The organism is Micromonospora sp. B006 (assembly GCF_003408515.1).
In the GTDB taxonomy this organism is placed as follows: domain Bacteria; phylum Actinomycetota; class Actinomycetes; order Mycobacteriales; family Micromonosporaceae; genus Micromonospora; species Micromonospora echinospora_A.
In genome coordinates, this window is record NZ_CP030865.1 from 1,299,216 (window position 1) to 1,318,808 (window position 19,593).

14 protein-coding genes are annotated in these 19,593 nt (G+C 74.1%); 12 read left to right on the top strand and 2 right to left on the bottom strand.

Translation table 11 applies throughout. The features are described 5' to 3' along the window. Nucleotides 1-34 precede the first annotated feature (34 nt). From MicB006_RS06370 to MicB006_RS06390, 5 genes are read left to right on the top strand one after another with little or no spacing between them, the layout of a single operon-like run. Nucleotides 35-1,210 carry a cysteine desulfurase family protein gene (locus MicB006_RS06370; protein WP_073830467.1) on the top strand — a complete coding sequence of 392 codons (1,176 nt, stop codon included), beginning with the start codon at nt 35-37 and terminating at the stop codon, nt 1,208-1,210. A 37-nt stretch (nt 1,211-1,247) separates the two neighbouring features. Continuing rightward, entirely contained in the window at nt 1,248-2,324 is a 1,077-nt protein-coding gene (gene mnmA, locus MicB006_RS06375; RefSeq protein ID WP_116504497.1) for a tRNA 2-thiouridine(34) synthase MnmA, read from the top strand. 30 nt (nt 2,325-2,354) lie between these two features. Further along, nucleotides 2,355-3,359: a methionine synthase gene (locus tag MicB006_RS06380; protein ID WP_116504499.1), complete on the top strand. Its 1,005-nt coding sequence runs from the start codon at nt 2,355-2,357 to the stop codon at nt 3,357-3,359. 38 nt (nt 3,360-3,397) lie between these two features. Then, nucleotides 3,398-3,766 (top strand): VOC family protein, encoded by a 369-nt coding sequence (locus MicB006_RS06385; RefSeq protein WP_184682833.1) that lies wholly within the window; start codon nt 3,398-3,400, stop codon nt 3,764-3,766. Nucleotides 3,767-3,792: 26 nt separating this feature from the next. Then, on the top strand, nt 3,793-4,827 hold the full coding sequence (locus tag MicB006_RS06390) for an ADP-ribosylglycohydrolase family protein (RefSeq protein WP_116504503.1): 1,035 nt from the start codon (nt 3,793-3,795) through the stop codon (nt 4,825-4,827). 69 nt (nt 4,828-4,896) lie between these two features. On the opposite strand, the gene MicB006_RS06395 is transcribed toward MicB006_RS06390, so the two are convergent. Next, entirely contained in the window at nt 4,897-5,511 is a 615-nt protein-coding gene (locus MicB006_RS06395; protein ID WP_116504505.1) for a type II toxin-antitoxin system PemK/MazF family toxin, read from the bottom strand. Between the two features lie 179 nt (nt 5,512-5,690). On the opposite strand from MicB006_RS06395, the gene ligA reads away from it, so the two are divergent. From ligA to MicB006_RS06430, 7 genes are all read left to right on the top strand, one after another. Further along, nucleotides 5,691-7,844 carry an NAD-dependent DNA ligase LigA gene (ligA, locus tag MicB006_RS06400; protein WP_116504507.1) on the top strand — a complete coding sequence of 718 codons (2,154 nt, stop codon included), beginning with the start codon at nt 5,691-5,693 and terminating at the stop codon, nt 7,842-7,844. Nucleotides 7,845-7,994: 150 nt separating this feature from the next. Next, nucleotides 7,995-10,583 (top strand): bifunctional diguanylate cyclase/phosphodiesterase, encoded by a 2,589-nt coding sequence (locus MicB006_RS06405; protein ID WP_116504509.1) that lies wholly within the window; start codon nt 7,995-7,997, stop codon nt 10,581-10,583. Between the two features lie 98 nt (nt 10,584-10,681). Next, nucleotides 10,682-10,987: an Asp-tRNA(Asn)/Glu-tRNA(Gln) amidotransferase subunit GatC gene (gatC, locus tag MicB006_RS06410; RefSeq protein ID WP_013284468.1), complete on the top strand. Its 306-nt coding sequence runs from the start codon at nt 10,682-10,684 to the stop codon at nt 10,985-10,987. Continuing rightward, a complete protein-coding gene (gene gatA / locus MicB006_RS06415; RefSeq protein ID WP_116504511.1) occupies nt 10,984-12,459 on the top strand; it encodes an Asp-tRNA(Asn)/Glu-tRNA(Gln) amidotransferase subunit GatA in 1,476 nt (491 codons plus the stop codon). Before gatC ends, gatA begins: the two co-directional genes overlap by 4 nt. A 221-nt stretch (nt 12,460-12,680) precedes the next feature. Further along, nucleotides 12,681-13,856: a putative Ig domain-containing protein gene (locus MicB006_RS06420; protein WP_225980667.1), complete on the top strand. Its 1,176-nt coding sequence runs from the start codon at nt 12,681-12,683 to the stop codon at nt 13,854-13,856. 97 nt (nt 13,857-13,953) lie between these two features. Continuing rightward, entirely contained in the window at nt 13,954-15,447 is a 1,494-nt protein-coding gene (gene gatB, locus MicB006_RS06425; RefSeq protein WP_073830458.1) for an Asp-tRNA(Asn)/Glu-tRNA(Gln) amidotransferase subunit GatB, read from the top strand. 108 nt (nt 15,448-15,555) lie between these two features. Next, a complete protein-coding gene (locus MicB006_RS06430; RefSeq protein WP_116504515.1) occupies nt 15,556-17,904 on the top strand; it encodes a pyruvate dehydrogenase in 2,349 nt (782 codons plus the stop codon). A 27-nt stretch (nt 17,905-17,931) separates the two neighbouring features. Here the strand turns inward: MicB006_RS06430 and MicB006_RS06435 are convergent, their stop codons facing one another. Beyond that, nucleotides 17,932-19,545: a metallophosphoesterase gene (locus tag MicB006_RS06435; RefSeq protein WP_116504516.1), complete on the bottom strand. Its 1,614-nt coding sequence runs from the start codon at nt 19,543-19,545 to the stop codon at nt 17,932-17,934. Nucleotides 19,546-19,593 lie beyond the last annotated feature (48 nt).

Sequence of the window (19,593 nt, forward strand, 5' to 3'; positions counted from 1 at the left end):
GCGGCGGGTTCGCAGGCCGTTAGGCTGAACGGTGATGGCATACCTTGATCACGCGGCGACGACCCCGATGCTCGACGAGGCACTCGAGGCGTATGTCGCGACCGCCCGCGAGGTGGGGAACGCGTCGTCGCTGCACGCGGCGGGCCGCCGTGCCCGGCGGCGGGTGGAGGAGTCCCGTGAGCGGGTGGCCGCCGCGCTCGGTGCCCGCCCCTCCGAGGTGATCTTCACCGGTGGCGGGACGGAGAGCGACAACCTCGCCGTGAAGGGCGTCTTCTGGGCCCGCCGCGCGGCCCGGGCCGACCGGGTCCGGGTGGTCTCCAGCTCGGTCGAGCACCACGCCGTGCTGGACGCGGTGGACTGGCTGGTCGAGCACGAGGGCGCGCAGGCCGGTCTCCTTCCGGTGGACGCGGTCGGCCGGCTCGACCCCGAGCGCCTGCGCGCCGAGCTGACCGAGCACGGCGAGCGGGTGGCGGTGGTCACCGCCATGTGGGCAAACAACGAGGTCGGCACCGTGCAGCCGGTCGCCGAGCTGGCGGCCGTCGCCGCCGCGCACGGCGTGCCGTTCCACACCGACGCCATCCAGGCGGTCGGCCAGGTGCCTGTCGACTTCGCCGCCAGCGGGGTGTCCGCGCTCACCGTGACCGGGCACAAGCTCGGCGGACCGACCGGCGTGGGCGCGCTGCTGCTGGCCCGCGACGTGGCCGCGACCCCGCTGCTGCACGGCGGCGGCCAGGAGCGCGACGTCCGCTCCGGCACGCTGGACACCGCCGGCATCGTCGCGTTCGCCGTCGCCGTCGAGACCGCGGTGAAGGGCCAGCAGGAGTACGCGGCCCGCGTCGCCGCGCTCCGCGACGAACTGGTCGAACGGGTCCGGCATGCAGTCCCCGAGGTGATCTTCAACGGTGACCCGGCCGACCGGCTCCCCGGCAACGCGCACTTCTCCTTCCCCGGCTGCGAGGGGGACGCGCTGCTGCTGCTCCTGGACGCCCAGGGCATCGCCTGTTCGACCGGGTCGGCCTGCTCCGCCGGGGTGGCCCAGCCCTCGCACGTGCTGCTGGCCATGGGCGCCGACGACGACCGGGCCCGGTCCTCGCTGCGCTTCACGCTCGGGCACACCAGCACCGGCGCGGACGTGGACGCGCTGATCGCCGCGCTGCCCGCCGCTGTGGAGCGGGCACGCCGCGCGGCCGCCCTGCGTACGCCCCGCTGACCCGGATACGCTCGGTGAGGACGAGGGGAGTGGGCCGGTGAGGGTTCTGGCGGCGATGTCGGGCGGGGTGGACTCCGCCGTCGCGGCGGCGCGGGCGGTGGAGGCCGGGCACGACGTGACGGGCGTGCACCTGGCGCTGGCCCGCAACCCGCAGACGTACCGCACCGGCGCCCGGGGCTGCTGCACGCTGGAGGACTCCCGGGACGCCCGGCGCGCCGCCGACGTGCTGGGCATCCCCTTCTACGTGTGGGACATGGCCGACCGGTTCCACGACGACGTGGTGGACGACTTCGTGGCCGAGTACGCCGCCGGGCGTACCCCGAATCCGTGCCTGCGCTGCAACGAGAAGATCAAGTTCGCGGCGGTGCTGGACCGGGCCGTGGCCCTGGGCTTCGACGCCGTGGTGACCGGTCACCACGCCCGGCTCGGCTCCGACGGGCTGCTGCGGCGCAGTGTCGACGCGGCCAAGGACCAGTCGTACGTGCTGGCGGTGCTGACCCGCGCGCAGCTCGACCGGTCGATCTTCCCGCTCGGCGACTCGACAAAGGCCGAGGTGCGCGCGGAGGCCGCCCGGCGCGGCCTGGCGGTCGCCGACAAGCCGGACTCGCACGACATCTGCTTCATCGCCGACGGCGACACCCGTGGCTTCCTCGCCGAGCGGCTCGGCGAGGCGCCCGGCCAGGTGGTGGACGCGCTCACCGGCGCGGTGGTGGGCAGTCACAGCGGCGCCTACCAGTACACCGTCGGGCAGCGGCGTGGGCTGCACCTGGACCGCCCGGCGCCGGACGGCCGGCCCCGCTACGTGCTCTCCATCACCCCGACCACGAACACGGTGACCGTCGGTCCGGCCGAGGCGCTGGAGGTCTCCGACGTACGCGCCACCCGCCCGGTGTGGACCGGTGGCCCGCGCCCGGACGGGCCGGGCGAGTGCGAGGTGCAGCTGCGGGCGCACGGCGACGTGGTGCCGGCCGCCGTCGAGGTCGACGCCGACGGCCTGCGCGCCTCGCTGCGCCGGCCGGTGCGGGGTGTCGCCGCCGGTCAGGCGATCGTGGCCTACCGGCCGGACCCGGCCGGCGACGTGGTCCTCGGCTCCGCCACCATCACCGCCGCCTGACCTCGCACCGGCAGCGGATAGGCTGCGGCCGTGACTGAGCAGGCATGGCCCTGGCCCACCGGCGCGGCGACCGGCATCGGGTCGCTGCCCGGCACCGACATCGCCGAGGCGCAGCGGGTCGTGCTCGGTGAGCTGCCCACCCTGCCGCACCTGCCCGAGCTGCCCACCCGGGGACCGGGCGCTGACCTCGTCGGCCGCAGCGCGGGTCTGCTCGTCGAACTGCCGGTCGAGCTGTACGCGGGTCGCTGGCGGATCGCCCCGCGCCCCGGCCGGGACCTGCGCCGCGCTCGCGACCTGATGGAACGTGACCTGGACCAGCTCGCCGAGCAGGCCGAGGAGTACGCCGGGCCGGTCAAGGTCCAGGCCGCCGGCCCGTTCACCCTGGCCGCCGCGCTGGAGCTGCCGATCGGCGGCCGGATGCTGCGCGACCCGGGCGCGGTACGCGACCTCGCCGGCTCGCTCGGCGAAGGGCTGCGCAGGCACGTCGACGCGGTGACCCGGCGGCTGCCCCGCGCCTCGGTGCTGCTCCAGCTCGACGAGCCGTCCCTGCCGACGGTGCTGGCCGGCCGGGTGCCCACCGAGAGCGGCTTCGGCACCCACCGTCCGGTCGAGACGGAGGTGGCGCGGGCGCTGCTGCGCGACGTGATCGACGCGGCCGGCGTACCGGCGCTGGTGCACTGCTGCGCGCCGGACGTGCCGCTGGACCTGATCCGATCCGCCGGCGCGGTGGGCGTCGCGCTCGACCTGTCGCTCGTCACCGAGCTCGACCCGCTCGGCGAGGCGATCGACGCCGGGCTCGGTCTGCTCGCAGGCGCCGCGCCGACGCTGCCGCCGGCCTCCGGCCGGGCGCCGACGTCGGCCGAGGTCGCCGACCGGGTCCGCCGGGTCTGGGACCAGCTCGGCTTCCCCCGCCGCCGGCTGGCCGAGCAGGTGGTGGTCACCCCCGCGTGCGGCCTGGCCGGCGCCACCCCGGGGTACGCCCGCGCGGTGCTCACCGCCTGCCGCGACGCGGGCCGGCGGCTCGCCGAGGACTGACGAGTTTTCCGTCGTACCCGCCGGGCACGATGACCGGCATGATTGGACGACTGCGCTCCACAGTGATCGACTGCCCCGATCCGCACGCGCTCGCCGCCTTCTACTCCGAGCTGCTCGGCCTGCCCCTGGTGGAGGAGAACTCCGACGGCGACGAGTGGGTGGTGCTCGGCGGCCCACCCGGGCACCAGCCGCGGGTGGCCTTCCAGCGGGCGCCCGGCCTGCGCGCCCCCGACTGGCCCGACCCGGCCCGGCCGCAGCAGTTCCACCTGGACGTGACCGTCGACGACATCGAGGCGGCCGAGAAGGCGGCGCTGGCGCTGGGCGCGCGGCGGCTGCCCGGTGAGGGGGAGGGCTTCCGGGTCTACGCCGACCCGGCCGGTCACCCGTTCTGCCTCTGCTGGGACTGATCTTCCGCCACTTGCGCGGCGGAGGCATGATCGCCACCGTGACCGCCTCCACCGCCACCGGCCGTGCCGCCGGCTCGCTGTTCGGCCTGGCCTACGGCGATGCCCTGGGCAAGCCGACCGAGTTCCTGACCGTCACCGAGATCGTCCGGCGCTACGGCCCGGACGGTCCACGCGAGCTGAGCGGCGACCCGGCCCTGGTCACCGACGACACGCAGATGGCGCTGGCCGTGGCGTGGGCGCTGCACGAGGCGCCCGCGTACACGGCCGAGGTGGTGGAGCCGCTGCTGCGGCAGCGCTTCGTCGACTGGTCGGTCAGCCCGGAGAACAACCGCGCCCCGGGCATGACCTGCCTGCGGGCCTGCGCCGAGCTGGAGCGGGGCACCCGCTGGCAGGAGGCCACCGTCGCCGGCTCGAAGGGCTGCGGCGCGAACATGCGGGTCACCCCGGTCGGGCTGCTCGACGTCGACCTCGACACCATGGCCGGCCTGGCCCAGCTCCAGGCCGGGCTCACCCACGGCCACCCGACCGGGCTGGCGGCCAGCGAGCTGACCGCGTACGCGGTCCGGCTGCTGCGCGACGGCGCGGCGCTGCCGGAGCTGCCCGGCCTGCTCACCGAGCGGGCGCGGGAGCAGCGCACCGTCTACCGGGAGGACTGGCTGGGCGACCTGTGGCAGCGGCCCGGCGAGAGCGAAGCGGCCGAGTTCATCGCCCGGGGCTGGGACGACTGCCTGCGGGTGCTCGACCGGCTGGAGGCGGCGCTGGCCCGCCCGGACGACGGCGGCGACCCGTGCCGGTTCACCGGCGAGGGATGGATCGCCGAGGAGGCGCTCGCCACAGCGCTGCTCTGTGCGCTGCGTCACGCGGACGACCCGGTCGGCGCGCTGGCCCGGGGCGCGACCACGGCCGGTGACTCGGACTCCATCGCCGCGCTGGCCGGCGCGTTCGCCGGAGCCGCGTACGGCATGGCCGCCTGGCCGGCCGGGTGGGCGGACCGGATCGAGTACGCCGGGCAACTCGCCGCGCTCGCCGACGCGCTCGACGCGGGGGCGTCGCAGCGCTGAGGTTCGACCGCCGCTCCGGCTCGCGAGCCGCGCGGGTGGCAGGCGTCGTTCGCCGTGGCGGCGTCCGGCTCAGCCGGTGAGGTGGTTCAGGCGGCGGACACCACGCCACAGTGCCGGGTCGCACGTGCCGGCCCGGTCGGCGAACGCGGTGAGCGGCACCGGGATCGGCTCGCTGATGTCCAGGTAGCTGTCGTGGTCGGCGTCCGGGTCCCAGCCCCGGGTCGGGATCGGCAGGTGGTCGTCCCGGTCCGACTTGTCCTGGCTGGTGATCTTGAGGACCTCGGCGTCCGCACCGTCGACCCGCAGCACCAGGCAGGGGCGCACCTTGGAGCCGGTCCCGTCGGCGTAGGGCACGTCGGCCCACCAGATCTCCCCGGGCCGGGGCTCGTCCCGGTCCGTCCGCCCGGCCCCACGCGGCCGTGGCGGCGCGCCGCCGCGGTCAGCCCGCGCGCCGGCGCCGGCCCGGTCACCGCGGCGTCCGCCGCCGGGCCGGTCGCTGCCGGGCCGGTCGTCGCCCGGTCCGCGCCCGGTCCGGCCACCGCGCCCGGAGCCCGGCCGCCGCCCGTCGGCCCGGCCACGCGTCCCGGCGGAACGGTCGGCCGCCCGGCGGCGCCACTCGTTCCAGAGCCAGCCGGCCGCGACACAGGCCACGATCACCAGCGCCCAGAGAACCCCGTCGCGCATCAGTACCCGCCTTCCGACCGTTCCCGCACAGCGCCGCCGAGGCGATGGTCGCACGCCCGGGGCCGGACCGCGCGGGGGCGTGACGCGCGCCGGTTCGCCCTGCTCGTGCGGGTGGCCGGACTGTTGTCACCCCCGACCGCTACGGTTCTCGGGTAGCGCGAGCACGGGAGGCGACAGCGGTGTCCGAAGGCGGCGGCGTGTCCGAAGAAGCGGTTCCCACGGCGGCCGACGCGGCCCAGGAGGCGGCGGCGGGGGCCGAGCCGACCCCGGCGGCCCGGGAGCGGCACGCCACGCTCAGTCAGGAGCTGACCGAACACCAGTACCGCTACTACGTGCTGGACGCGCCGACGATCACCGACGCGGAGTTCGACACGCAACTGCGGGAGCTGGAGGCGCTGGAGGCGGAGTTCCCGGCGCTGCGCACCCCCGACTCGCCCACCCAGCGCGTCGGCGGCACCTTCTCCACCGACTTCACGCCGGTCGCCCACGCCGAGCGGATGCTCTCGCTCGACAACGCCTTCGCCGACGAGGAGCTGGCCGCCTGGGCCGAGCGGGTCGAGCGCGACGCCGGCGGCCCGGTGCCCTACCTGTGCGAGCTGAAGGTCGACGGGCTGGCCATCAACCTGACCTACGAGAAGGGCCGGCTGGTGCGCGCGGCCACCCGGGGCGACGGCCGCACCGGCGAGGACGTCACCGCGAACGTGCGCAGCATCAAGGGCGTGCCGGCCCGGCTGACCCCGGCCGACGAGTTCCCCGACGTGCCGGATCTGATCGAGGTGCGCGGCGAGATCTACTTCCCGGTGGCCGCGTTCGCCGACCTCAACGCGAGCCTGGTCGAGCAGGGCAAGGCGCCGTTCGCCAACCCGCGCAACGCCGCCGCCGGCAGCCTGCGCCAGAAGGACCCGCGGGTGACCGCCTCCCGCCCGCTGCGCCTGGTGGTGCACGGCATCGGCGCCCGCACCGGCTTCCGGCCGACGGCGCAGTCCGAGTCGTACGCCGCGCTCAAGGCGTGGGGCCTGCCCACCAGCGACCGGTGGCGGGTGGTGGACGACCTGGCCGGGGTCGCTGACTACATCGCCTACTACGGCAAGCACCGGCACGACGTCGAGCACGAGATCGACGGCGTGGTGGTCAAGGTCGACCCGGTCTCCATCCAGGGCCGCCTCGGCTCGACCAGCCGGGCCCCCCGCTGGGCGATCGCCTTCAAGTACCCGCCGGAGGAGGTCAACACCAAGCTGCTCGACATCGACGTCAACGTCGGGCGCACCGGCCGGGTCACCCCGTTCGCCGTCCTCGAACCGGTCCGGGTGGCCGGCTCCACAGTCGCGCTGGCCACACTGCACAACGCCCGCGAGGTCGAGCGCAAGGGCGTGCTCATCGGCGACACTGTGGTGCTGCGCAAGGCCGGCGACGTGATCCCCGAGGTGCTCGGCCCGGTGGTCGAGCTGCGCCCGGCCGACGCCCGCCCGTTCGTCATGCCGACCACCTGCCCGGCCTGCGGCACGCCGCTCGCGCCGGCCAAGGAGAGCGACGTCGACATCCGCTGCCCCAACGGGCGGGCCTGCCCCGGTCAGATCCGCGAGCGTGTCTTCTACCTGGCCAGCCGCAAGGTGCTCGACATCGAGGTGCTCGGTGAGAAGGGCGCGGCGGCGCTGCTGGACGCGCAGATCATCACCAACGAGGGCGACCTGTTCCAGCTCGACGCCGACCAGTTGCGCCGCTCGCCGTTCTTCGTCAACAAGGACGGCAGCCTGGGCAGCAACGCGGTCAAGCTGCTCGACAACCTCGCCGAGGCCAAGGAACGCGACCTGTGGCGCGTGCTGGTGGCGCTGTCCATCCGGCACGTCGGTCCGACCGCCGCCCAGGCGCTCGCCCGGCACTTCCGGTCGATCGACGCCATCGAGGCGGCCGGCGAGGAGGAGCTGTCCTCGGTGGACGGCGTCGGCCCGACCATCGCCGCCAGCCTCAAGGAGTGGTTCGCCGTCGACTGGCACCGCGACGTGGTACGCAAGTGGGCCGAGGCGGGCGTACGGATGGCCGAGGAGGCCGCCGACGAAGGGCCCCGCCCGCTCGACGGCGTCACGGTCGTGGTCACCGGCACGCTCAGCGGGTTCAGCCGCGACCAGGCCGCCGAGGCGATCCAGGTCAGGGGCGGCAAGGTGACCGGTTCGGTGTCCAAGAAGACGGGGTTCGTGGTGGTCGGCGACAATCCGGGCTCCAAGGCCGACAAGGCGGCCACCCTGAAACTGCCGATCCTCGACGAGGACGGCTTCCGGGTGCTGCTCGATTCCGGCCCGGACGCGGCCCGCGAGGTGGCCCGGGTAGAGGAGTGACCTGGTCACGACGACCGGCCCGGCGGATACCAAGTTAATTACGACTACGACCGATTCGTGACTGTCGTGTCGGGGAAACCGCCTCGGAGGGCGTTTCATTGGCGTACGGCGCGTGACGGCGCGCGCCAGGACGTTGCCCCGGGAGGTGCGATGGAGACCGGCGACCCGCGTAACTCCGTCCCGCCCGGGCGGAGCGGGCCGTTCTTCGGTTTCGTCGGCGCGGTCGGCGTGGTCGCGGCGCTGGTCTCGGCCGGGCCGCTGGTCGCGCTCGCCGACCGGTTGACCGAGCTGCCGGCCGCGTTCTGGACCATGGCGGCGCTCGCCGTCGCCTGCGACGCCCGCCCGTTCGTCCCGCCCGGGCGGCGGCAGACCTCGGCCGTGTTCCCGTCGACCTGCTTCACCTTCGCCATCCTGCTCGGCTGGGGCTTCGGCCCGGCCGTGGCGGTGCAGGCGGTGGCCGTCGCGGTGAGCGGCTGGCGGCTCGGGTACGCGCCCTGGCGTACCGGCTTCAACGCCGCGCAGTATGCGTGCGCGCTCGCCGCCGCGTACGTGGTCAGCCGGATCGGCCCGGGCGAGCTGTTCGGCGACGGCCGGCTGCACTGGACCGACGTGGCGGCGGTCGGCGGCGCGACGGCCGCCTGGTTCGTGGTCAACTACGGCCTGGTCAGCTCCGCCGTGCGGCTGCGGTTCGGCGACCGCTGGTGGCCCAGCGTGCGCAGCGGGCTGGCCTACGAGCTGCTGGCCACCGGCTCGCTGCTGCTGCTCGCGCCCGTGCTGGTGGCCGCCGCCCGGGCCAGCGCGGCGCTGATCCCGCTGGTGCTGGTGCCGCTGTTCGCCGTCTACCGGATGGCACGGCTCTCCGTGGAGCGGGAGCAGCTCGCCGACGTGGACCCGCTCACCGGGCTGCCCAACCGCAAGGCGCTGCTGACCGAGATGGCCGAACAGGTGCACCTGCACGCCGAGCGGGCCGCCCGGGGCGTGCCGGGCTCGCACCTGGCCCTGCTGCTGCTCGACCTCGACCGGTTCAAGCACGTCAACGATGCGCTCGGGCACGCGGTGGGGGACCGTCTGCTGGTCGAGGTGAGCGCCCGGCTGATGGGCGTGGTCGGCGCGGGCGACATGGTGGCGCGGCTCGGCGGTGACGAGTTCGCGATCGTCGTACCCCGGCTCACCGACATCGACCAGGCCCGCGAGCGGGCCGACCGGGTGGTCGCCGCGCTCGCCGAGCCGGTGCCGCTGGACGGGTTGCCGCTGGACGTGGGCGGCTCGATCGGCATCGCGCTCTACCCGGACCACGGCGAGGACTTCGCCACCCTGATGCGGCACGCCGACGTGGCCATGTACGACGCGAAGCACCGCAACGACACGGTGGCGGTGTACGCGCCGGAGTCCGACCACAACTCGGCCGAGCGGCTGAGTCTCCTGGCCGACCTGCGCCGGGTGCTGGAGTCGGGTCCGTCCGCGCAGGGCGGGGAGTCGGTGGGCGTACGCGGGGGTGACGGCGCGGCCCTGACGCCGGCGCTGTCGGCTCCGCGACCGGCCCGGGCCGAGCGGCCGTCCCGCAACCAGCGCCCGGCGCGCGACGACGGCCGGGGCGGCGGACGGTCGGGCGACGGGCCGAACCGGTGGCTGCGGCGCCGCCGGGACCGCGCCGTGGAGCGGCACGACGACGACCTGATCGAGCGGATCCTCACCGGCGCCGACCCGATCCGCAGCCGGGCCGCCCGCTCCGGCGGCACCGGAGCGGTGGTGGCGCCGCTCGTGGTCGACGGCGGGGAGGCAGACGCGGAGGCCGCGCGCGGGACGGACGCCGGGCACGACGTCGAGGCCGCGCGCGAGGCCGGCACCGGGCACGACGCGCAGGCCGCGGTGAGCACGGGCGCGCCCGGCGTCATCGGGCCGAGTGCCGACGGGAGCGCCGAGCCGGAGGACCAGTCCGGGCACCCGGGCGAGATCACCATGTACTACCAGCCGCAGATCGCCATCGCGACCGGTGAGGTGGTCGGTGTCGAGGCGCTGCTGCGGTGGCGGCACCCCCGCCGGGGCATGGTCGACCCGGGCGAGCTGATCCAGGTCGCCGAGCAGAGCGCGGTGATGCGGCTGCTCACCCGCCGCGTGGTGGACGACGTGGTGGAGCAGCTGGCCAAGTGGTCGGCAGCCGGGCTCACGCTGCGGGCCGCGCTCAACGTCAGCGTCCGTGACCTGCACACCGGCGAGATCGCCGACCAGATCGCCGACCGGCTGACCCGGTACGGGGTGCCGCCGGAGCGGCTCCAGGTGGAGATCACCGAGGGCGCGCTGATGGCCGACCCGCGGCGGGTGCTGGCCAGCATCACCCAGCTGCACCGGATCGGCGTCGGCATCGCGCTTGACGACTTCGGCACCGGCTACTCGTCGTTGCAGCACCTGCGCCGGCTGCCGCTGTCGGAGGTGAAGGTGGACCGCTCGTTCGTCCTCGGGATGGCCGACGACCCGGACGACGCGGCGATCGTCCGCTCGATGATCGAGCTGGCCGGCGCGCTCGGGCTGCGGGTGGTGGCCGAGGGCGTGGAGGACGAGCGCACCTGGCGGTTGCTGCACGCGGCCGGGTGCGACGTGGCGCAGGGCTGGTTCCACGCCCGGCCGATGCCGGCCGAGGACCTGGTGGCCTGGTTGTCGCGCTACCGTCCGGTGCGCCCGGCGGAGGCCGGGAGCCGCGGCGGGCCGGCAGCGGAGGGGGAGTCGAAGGCGTCGTCGTGACGGCGGGACAATAGACTCGCTCCGGTCACCGCGCGTCATCGCGTACGCGCGGCCGGCCCACCGCAGACGTCTCAGGACAGCCACGAAGGGGGCACCCGATGGCCGCCATCTCCCGCGAGGAGGTCGCGCACCTCGCGCGACTGTCGCGGCTCGCCGTCACCGAGGAGGAGTTGGACACCTTCGCCGGCCAGCTGGATGTGATCCTCCAGTCGGTCGCGCAGGTCGGCGAGGTCGCCGCGGCGGACATCCCGCCGACGTCCCACTCGGTGCCGCTCACGAACGTGCTCCGCGAGGACGTCGTACGGCCGGGCCTGACCCCGCAGGAGGCGCTGTCCGGCGCCCCCGACGCCGAGGAGCAGCGGTTCCGCGTCCCGCGGATCCTGGACGAGGATGTGGCCTCATGAGCGACTTGACCAAGCTGAGTGCCGTTGAGATCGCCGGGCTGGTGGCGAGCGGCGAGACCTCCGCCGTCGAGGTCACCCAGGCCCACCTGGACCGCATCGGCGCCGTCGACGACCGGGTGCACGCGTTCCTGCACGTCGACACCGAGGGGGCGCTCGCCGCCGCCCGGTCCGTGGACGAGCGCCGCGCGGCCGGCGAGGAACTCGGCCCGCTCGCCGGTGTGCCGGTAGCGGTGAAGGACGTGCTCACCACCAAGGGCGTGCCGACCACCGTCGGGTCGAAGATCCTGGAGGGCTGGCGCCCGCCGTACGACTCGACGATCGTCGAGCGGCTGCGCGCCGCCGGCACGGTGATGCTCGGCAAGACGAACATGGACGAGTTCGCCATGGGCTCCTCCACCGAGTACTCGGCGTACGGGCCGACCCGCAACCCGTGGGACCTGGAGCGGATCCCGGGCGGTTCCGGCGGCGGCAGCGCGGCGGCGCTGGCCGCGTACGAGGCGCCGCTGTCGATCGGCTCGGACACCGGCGGCTCGATCCGCCAGCCGGGCGCGGTCACCGGCACCGTCGGCGCGAAGCCGACCTACGGCGGCACCTCCCGCTACGGCCTGGTGGCGTTCTCCTCGTCGCTGGACACGCCCGGCCCGTGCGCGCGTACCGTGCTGGACGCCGCGTTGCTGCACGAGGTGATCGGCGGCCACGACCCGCGTGACTCCACCTCGATCCCGGCCGCGGTGCCGGACGTGGTGGCCGCCGCGCGCCTCGGCGCCACCGGCGACCTGACCGGCGTGAAGCTCGGCATGGTCACCGAGTTCACCGGCGAGGGCGCGGAGCCGGGCGTGTCGGCCGCGTTCCGCGACGCGGCCGAGGCGCTGGCGAAGCTGGGCGCGGAGATCGTGGAGGTCTCCTGCCCGCACTTCAAGTACGCGCTGCCGGCCTACTACCTGATCGCGCCGAGCGAGTGCTCCTCCAACCTGGCCCGGTTCGACGGCGTCCGGTTCGGCCTGCGGGTCGGCGACGACGGCAACCGGTCGCTGGAGGAGGTCATGTCGCTGACCCGCGAGGCCGGCTTCGGCCCCGAGGTCAAGCGCCGCATCATGATCGGCACGTACGCGCTCTCCTCGGGCTACTACGACGCCTACTACGGCCAGGCGCAGAAGGTCCGCACCCTCATCACGCGGGACTTCACCAGCGCGTTCGAGCAGGTAGACGCGCTGATCTCGCCGACCACGCCGTTCGTGGCGTTCCCGCTGGGGTCGCGCACCGCCGACCCGTACCAGATGTACCTGGCGGACCTGTTCACCATCCCGACGAACCTGTACGGCGGCCCGGCGATCTCGGTGCCGTGCGGACTGTCCGACGGGCTCCCGGTCGGCTTCCAGATCATGGCGCCGACCATGGCGGACGACCGGATGTACCGGGTCGCCGCCGCGCTGGAGAGCGCCGTCGGCACGCTTACCCCGCCGACGCTCTGAGCTGACGGGATCCGCACGCGCCCGGCACGGTCACCACGACCGCGCCGGGCGCGTCTGTCGTCGCGGCGACACGGTGATCACCGATCAGTGGATTGTCAGGGGTCACTGGCACTGGTCGAATAAACTCCGAGTCTGCTGGATCGACTGGACTGTGGCCCGCTGGCGGACGCGAGCGGTTCCGACCGAGAGCTGGATGTGCGATGGGGACACTTCGCCCGGTCATGGCCCTGACGATGGTCGTCGCGTTGCTGCTGGGCGCCGCGCAACCGGCCGCCGCGCAACCGGCCGCCGCGCAACCGGCCGCCGCGCAACCGGCCACCGCCGCCACCGAGGCCGTCAGCATCACCTCGGGCAAGCCCCGGTCGGTCATGTACATCGGGCAGGTCTACGCGATCCACACCGTCGAGGCCACAGGTGGCACCGCGCCGTACCGGTTGTCGGTGACCTCGGGGAGTCTGCCGCCGGGGATGCTCGTGGTGGGGACGTCGCTCGGTGGTGCGCCGACCACGCCGGGGACGTACACGTTCCGGCTGCGGATGACCGACCAGAACGACCTCTTCGACGAGCAGACGGCGACGATCGAGGTGCGCGAACCGAAGGTCGTCATCACGTCGGGCAAGCCCCGGTCGCCCATGTACCTGGGCCGGGTGTACGCGATCCACACGGTCGAGGCCACAGGTGGCACCGGGCCGTACCGGTTGTCGGTGACCTCGGGCAGTCTGCCGCCGGGGATGCTCGTGGTGGGTACGTCGCTCGGCGGCGCGCCGACCACTGCCGGCACGTACACCTTCACGTTGCGGATGACCGACAAGAACGACCGCTTCGACGAGCAGGACGCCACGGTCGTCGTCGCCGAGGCGGCGACCGCGTTCACCTCCGGCGACCCGCCCGCCGCAACCGTCGGTAAGCGCTACTCCTTCCGGTTCACCGCCGCCGGTGATTCGGACATCGCGTTCTCCCTGGCCGCCGGGGCCCTGCCGGACGGCCTCACCCTCGACAAGGAGGGGCGGCTCAGGGGCACCCCGGGCAGCGTCGGCACGTTCGCCTTCACCGTCGCGGCGAAGGGGTACAGCACCAGCGCCACGAAGCAGGTGTCGCTGACCGTCGCCGCCCGGACCCCGGGCACCCCGACGGCGTCCCCGACCGGCTCGACGCCCGACCCGGCCGACCCGACTGCCACGCCGAGCCCCGATGACCCGGCCGCCACACCCTCGGAGAGCAGCGCCGCGCCCCTGCCGACGGCCTCGCCGTCGAAGGTGAGCGGCGCGTGGCTGCCGATCACCGGCCCGGGCTCGCCGCTGGTGCTGCTGTTGCTGAGCGTCGTGGCCTTCTCCATCGGTGGCATCCTGCTCGTGCTGGCCTACAACCGTCGGCGAAGCTTCACCGCACCGGAGTGACGCCCGCCCGAGCCCGGGTAGGCGGAGCGGTAGGCTTGGCGGCGTTGTGTCCGGATGCCGCCGTGGGCCGGCTACCGCCTGCAAAGCTGGAGTTCTCATGACCACGACGCTGCCCGCGTACGACGAGGTCGTCGCGCGCTTCGAACCGGTGATCGGCCTGGAGACCCACGTCGAGCTGGGCACGAACACCAAGATGTGGTGCGGCTGCCCGACCGACTTCGGCGGCGAGCCGAACACCCGGGTCTGCCCGGTCTGCCTCGGTCTGCCCGGCTCGCTGCCGGTGGCGAACAAGGCCGCCATCGAGGCGACCATCCGGATCGGGCTCGCGCTGAACTGCTCGATCGCCGAATGGTGCCGGTTCGCCCGGAAGAACTACTTCTACCCGGACATGCCGAAGAACTTCCAGATCAGCCAGTACGACGAGCCGCTGTGCTTCGACGGCTACCTGGACGTCGAGGTGAACGGCGAGCTGGTGCGCATCGGCATCGAGCGGGTGCACCTGGAGGAGGACACCGGCAAGACGCTGCACGTCGGCGGCGCCACCGGCCGCATCCACGGCGCCACCGAGTCGCTCGTCGACTACAACCGGGCCGGCATCCCTCTGGTCGAGATCGTCACCAAGCCCATCCCCGGCACCGGCGCGCTCGCGCCCGAGGTCGCCCGCGCGTACGTCGCCGAGCTGCGCGACGTGATCCGCTCGCTCGGCGTCTCCGACGTGCGGATGGAGGAGGGCTCGCTGCGCTGCGACGTCAACACGTCGCTGAACCGGCCGGGCGAGGAGTGGGGCACCCGCACCGAGACCAAGAACGTCAACTCGCTGCGCTCGGTCGAGCGGGCGGTCCGCTCGGAGATGCTGCGGCAGGCGTCGGTGCTGGAGGCGGGCGGCCGGATCACCCAGGAGACCCGGCACTTCCACGAGGACACCGGCGACACCACGTCGGGCCGGTCCAAGGAGACCGCCACCGACTACCGCTACTTCCCGGAGCCGGACCTGGTGCCGCTCGCCCCGGACACCGCGTGGGTGGCCGAGCTGAAGGCCGCCCTGCCGGAGCTGCCGCGGCTGCGCCGCAAGCGGATCCAGCAGGACTGGGGCCTGTCCGACCTCGACATGCAGTCCGTGGTCAACGCCGGCGCGGTCGAGCTGATCGAGGCGACGGTCGCCGCCGGCGCCACCCCTGCGGCCGCCCGCAAGTGGTGGCTGGGCGAGCTGTCCCGCCGCGCCAACGAGACCGGCGTGGAACTGGCCGACGTGGGCGCGACCCCGGCCCAGGTCGCCGAGCTGCAGAGCCTGGTCGACGCCGGCAAGCTCAACGACAAGCTGGCCCGTACCGTGCTGGAGGGCGTGGTGGCCGGCGAGGGCTCGCCGACCGAGATCATGACCAACCGCAACCTGGAGGTCGTCTCGGACACCGGCGCGCTCACCGCGGCCGTGGACGAGGCGATCGCCGCCAACCCGGACGTCGCCGACAAGATCCGCAGCGGCAAGGTCGCGGCGGCCGGCGCGCTGGTCGGCGCGGTCATGAAGACCACCCGCGGCCAGGCGGACGCGAAGACGGTCCGCGAGCTGATCCTGGCGCGCCTCGGCGCCTGATGAGTAAGGAAGGGCCCCTTCTTAACGCCTGGTGCATGGGAAGGGGCCCTTCCTAACGCCTCACCCCCACTCAGTGGGCGTCAACGGCGACGCCCGGATGGAGAAACCGTGAACACCGACGTCCTCGACGAGATCCAGCGCCGGGTGCTCTGGCTCGCCACCCGCATCGTCGACGCGGCCAACCACGACCGCGACACCGGCGACGGGGTGAAGGTCGGCGGCCACCAGGCGTCCAGCGCGTCCCTGGTCACGGCGATGACCGCGCTCTGGTTCCACCACCTGGACGCCGAGGACCGGGTAGCGGTGAAGCCGCACGCCTCGCCGGTGTTCCACGCCATCCAGTACCTGCTCGGCAACCTCGACAAGGCGTACCTGCCGAAGCTGCGGGCACGCGGCGGCCTCCAGTCGTACCCTTCGCGCACCAAGGACCCGGACGAGGTCGACTTCTCCACCGGCTCGGTCGGCCTGGGCGCCGCCGCGCCGCTGTTCGCCGCCGTGACGCGCCGCTACGTCGACGCGCACTTCGGCCCGCGCCCGCACTCCCGGTTCGTCGCCCTCATCGGCGACGCCGAACTGGACGAGGGCAACATCTGGGAGGCGGTCGCCGACCCGGCCACCACCGGCCTGGGCAACGTGATGTGGCTCGTCGACTTCAACCGGCAGTCGCTGGACCGGGTGGTCCCCGGCATCCGGATCAACCAGTGGCGCGGCCAGTTCGAGGCGGCCGGCTGGCACGTGGTGGAGGTCAAGTACGGCCGGAGGCTCGCCGAGGCGTACACCCGGCCGGGCGGCGCGGCGCTGCGCGACTGGATCGACCGGATGCCCAACGAGCAGTACCAGTCGCTGTTCGGGCTGGCCGGGCCGGCGCTGCGCAAGCAGTTCCTGGACGGCGCGCCGGCCGAGGTCGCCGCGTTCGTCGCCGACATCGGCGACGACGAGCTGGGCCCGCTCGTCACCGACCTGGGCGGGCACGACACGCAGGCCATGCTCGACGCGTACGCCCAGTGCGACGCGGTCACCGACCGGCCCAGCGTCGTGTTCGCGTACACGGTCAAGGGCTGGGGCCTGCCGATCGCCGGCAACCCGCGCAACCACTCGGCGCTGCTCACCACCGAGCAGGTCGACGCGCTGCGCGCCGCGAACGGCCTGACCCCGGAGACCGAGTGGGACCGCCTCGACCCGGCGTCCCCGGCCGGCATCCGGGCCGGCGAGCGCCGGGAGGCGCTGTCCCGCGCGCCGCGCGAGCGGGCGCTGGGCGTCACCGTTCCGGAAACCACGCGGGTACGCGCGAACAAGCCCGTCTCCACCCAGGAGGTCTTCGGGCGGGTGCTTGTCGACCTGGCCCGCGATCCGCAGGTGGCGCCCTACCTGGTGACCACCGCCCCGGACGTGGCGACCTCGACGAACCTGGCCGGGTTCATCAACAAGACCGGTGTCTTCGCCCCCACCGAGCAGCGTTCCTGGACCGAGGACCGGATGCTGCGCTGGACCGAGAGCCCCGCCGGGCAGCACATCGAGCTGGGCATCTCGGAGATGAACCTGTTCCTGCTGCTGGGCCAGCTCGGCCTGTCGTGGGACCTGTCCGGCCAGCCGCTGCTGCCGGTGGGCACCGTCTACGACCCGTTCGTGCTGCGCGGTCTCGACGCGTTCCTCTACGGCACGTACTCCGGCTCGCGGTTCGTGGTGGCCGGCACCCCGTCCGGCATCACGCTGGCGCCCGAGGGCGGCGCGCACCAGTCCACCATCACCGCCTCGGTCGGCCTGGAGCTGCCGGGGGTGACGTTCCTGGAGCCCGCGTACGCCGGCAGCCTCGACTGGCTGCTCTGCGACGCGCTCGGGCAGATCGCCGGTGGTGCCGCGCCCGCCGCCACCGCCGCGCCCGCCGAGGACGGGGCGTACTACTTCCGGCTCAGCACCCGGCCGATCGACCAGGCGCCGTTCGAGGCGGCCCGGACCCGGCTCGGGGACGCGGTGCTGCGGCGGCAGGTGGTGGCCGGCGCGTACCGGCTCGTGGACGCGCACCAGGCGTACCCCGATCTGGCTGATGCCCCGGTCGTGCAGCTCGCCGCCTCCGGCGCGGTGCTGCCGGAGGTGCTCGCGGCCGCCGCGGAGCTGGCGGAGGAGGGCGTGGCCGCGCACGTGGTGGACGTGACCAGCCTGGACCGCCTCTACCGGGCGTGGCAGCGGACCCTGCGCCAGGGTGTGCGGACCGCGACAGTGCCGAGCGTGCCGGGCGCGCTGCGGTCGGCGTTCGCCGACCGGGTGCCGGTGGTCACCGTGCACGACGCGGCGTCGCACGCGATGGCCTGGCTCGGCTCGGCGGTCGGCGCCCCGGCGGTGCCGCTCGGCGTGGACGAGTTCGGCCAGTCCGGCAGCGTCCGGGAGCTGTACGAGCTGCACGACCTGCTGCCGGGCAGCATCGTCAACGCCGCGCTGGCCGCGATCGCGCTGCGCTGACCCGCCGACACCCGCGCCCCGTCGGGGTCAGCGGGTCGTCGTGGGGCTCGGGGTGAGGGTGCTCGGCGACGGCGAGCCCGAGGGGCCGCGGGTCGGGGTCGGGGTGACCGGCACCTGGTCGCCCTTGGCCGGGTCGCGGATGACGTGCCGCTCCAGGTTGACCTGCGACTGCCCGGTCCCGCCCACGGTGATCTCGTCGTAGGCCTGGAGCAGCTTCTGCTGGTCGAAGTAGAGCACCGTCATGGTCAGCGGGGTCGGCTTCTCGCCCTCCAGGCCGCGCAGCCCGGCCCCGCCGGTCGAGCCCTCCACCATGAGCGTGGTCGGCTGCTCGCCGGGCACCTCCGGCAGCTTCGACACCTGCCGGGAGTGGGTGTGCCCGGAGAGCACCAGCGGGCAGGTGCCGGAGAGCGGACCGGCCGAGGCGGGGTCGTGCACCAGCGCGATGTCCACCTTGCGCGGCGACTTCTCGATCGTGGCGGCGAGCTGTTCGCCGGCGCCGATCACCTGGTCCGCGACAGCGGCGGTGAGGCCGCTGCCGGCCGGCGAGGTCTCCTTGTCCGGGGTGAAGCGGGGGTCGCCGATGCCGGCGATGGTCAGCCCGGCCACCGTCGTGATCGAGTTGTTCAGCACTGTCGCGTTCGGCTGCTGGGCCACCGCGGCGGCGGTGCGGGGCGAGTCGTGGTTGCCGCGGATGAACACGTACGGCTTCTTGAGCAGGCCGATCGAGCCGACGAAGGACGCCTCCGGCTCGCTGCCCCAGTCGGTCATGTCGCCGGTGTCGATGACCACGTCGATGCCGAACTGCTCGACCACGGTACGGATCAGCTGCCAGCCGGTCGGGTTGAGGTGCATGTCCGACACGTGCAGCACCCGGGTGGTGCCGGGCGACGGCTGCACCACCGGCAGCGCGGAGACCGTGGTGTACAGCTTGCTGACGTTGCCGACCAGCCGCTGCAACTGCTCGGCGTACTTGGTGTAGTCGTTGGCGATCCGCCGCGCGTCACCCACGATCGCGGGCGCGTTGACCAGCAGGCCCTCGTACCGCGGCTCCTCGATCGCCTGCGGGCGCAGCGTGCTCGCGGCCACCCCGAGGCTGCCGGCGGTGATGACGAGCGCCATGCCGCCGGCCCAGGCGGTACGGCGGACGTCGCGGAAGACCAGCGCGGCCAGGATCAGCGTGGCCAGCACCGCCGAGGCGAGCGTACGCAGCCCGAGCCGCATCACGCCGTCGCGGACGTCCTGCACCGCCGACTGGCTGGCCCGGCTGATGCTGGCCGGGTCGTCGATCAGCGCCTCGGTGCGCCCCTGGTCGAGCGCGCCCACCTCGACGGTCAGGTACGCCGGCCCGTCGTGGCTGTCCAGCAGCAGCGCGCCCAGCGGCGGGATGTCGACTGTGGTGCCGCCGCTCAGCGACGGGCTGAGCTTCAGCTCGGCCCGGAACGGGCCGATGTCGGTGCCGATGTGGCCGCCCGCGTACGTGCCGACCACGATGCCGCCGAGCGTGACCGCGAGCAGGGCCAGTACGACACCCAGCCGGCGCAGCCCGTGACCGGGCCGCCAGTCCGCCCAGCGGCGGGCACGCCCCCGCACGGGTGACGTCTCGTCCCCCGCGCGGTGCTCTTCGTTGTCGTGGCCGTCCATGCTGAGATCCTGACCTGCCCCTTGAGCGATCTTGACAAACCCGCCGAC

Coding starts and splice junctions, on each gene's coding strand:
- MicB006_RS06370 (WP_073830467.1), top strand. CDS start 35: ATGGCATACCTTGATCACGCGGCGACGACCCCGATGCTCGACGAGGCA.
- MicB006_RS06385 (WP_184682833.1), top strand. CDS start 3,398: ATGATTGGACGACTGCGCTCCACAGTGATCGACTGCCCCGATCCGCAC.
- MicB006_RS06390 (WP_116504503.1), top strand. CDS start 3,793: ATGATCGCCACCGTGACCGCCTCCACCGCCACCGGCCGTGCCGCCGGC.
- MicB006_RS06395 (WP_116504505.1), bottom strand. CDS start 5,511: ATGCGCGACGGGGTTCTCTGGGCGCTGGTGATCGTGGCCTGTGTCGCG.
- MicB006_RS06405 (WP_116504509.1), top strand. CDS start 7,995: ATGGAGACCGGCGACCCGCGTAACTCCGTCCCGCCCGGGCGGAGCGGG.
- gatC (WP_013284468.1), top strand. CDS start 10,682: ATGGCCGCCATCTCCCGCGAGGAGGTCGCGCACCTCGCGCGACTGTCG.
- gatA (WP_116504511.1), top strand. CDS start 10,984: ATGAGCGACTTGACCAAGCTGAGTGCCGTTGAGATCGCCGGGCTGGTG.
- MicB006_RS06420 (WP_225980667.1), top strand. CDS start 12,681: ATGGCCCTGACGATGGTCGTCGCGTTGCTGCTGGGCGCCGCGCAACCG.
- gatB (WP_073830458.1), top strand. CDS start 13,954: ATGACCACGACGCTGCCCGCGTACGACGAGGTCGTCGCGCGCTTCGAA.
- MicB006_RS06435 (WP_116504516.1), bottom strand. CDS start 19,545: ATGGACGGCCACGACAACGAAGAGCACCGCGCGGGGGACGAGACGTCA.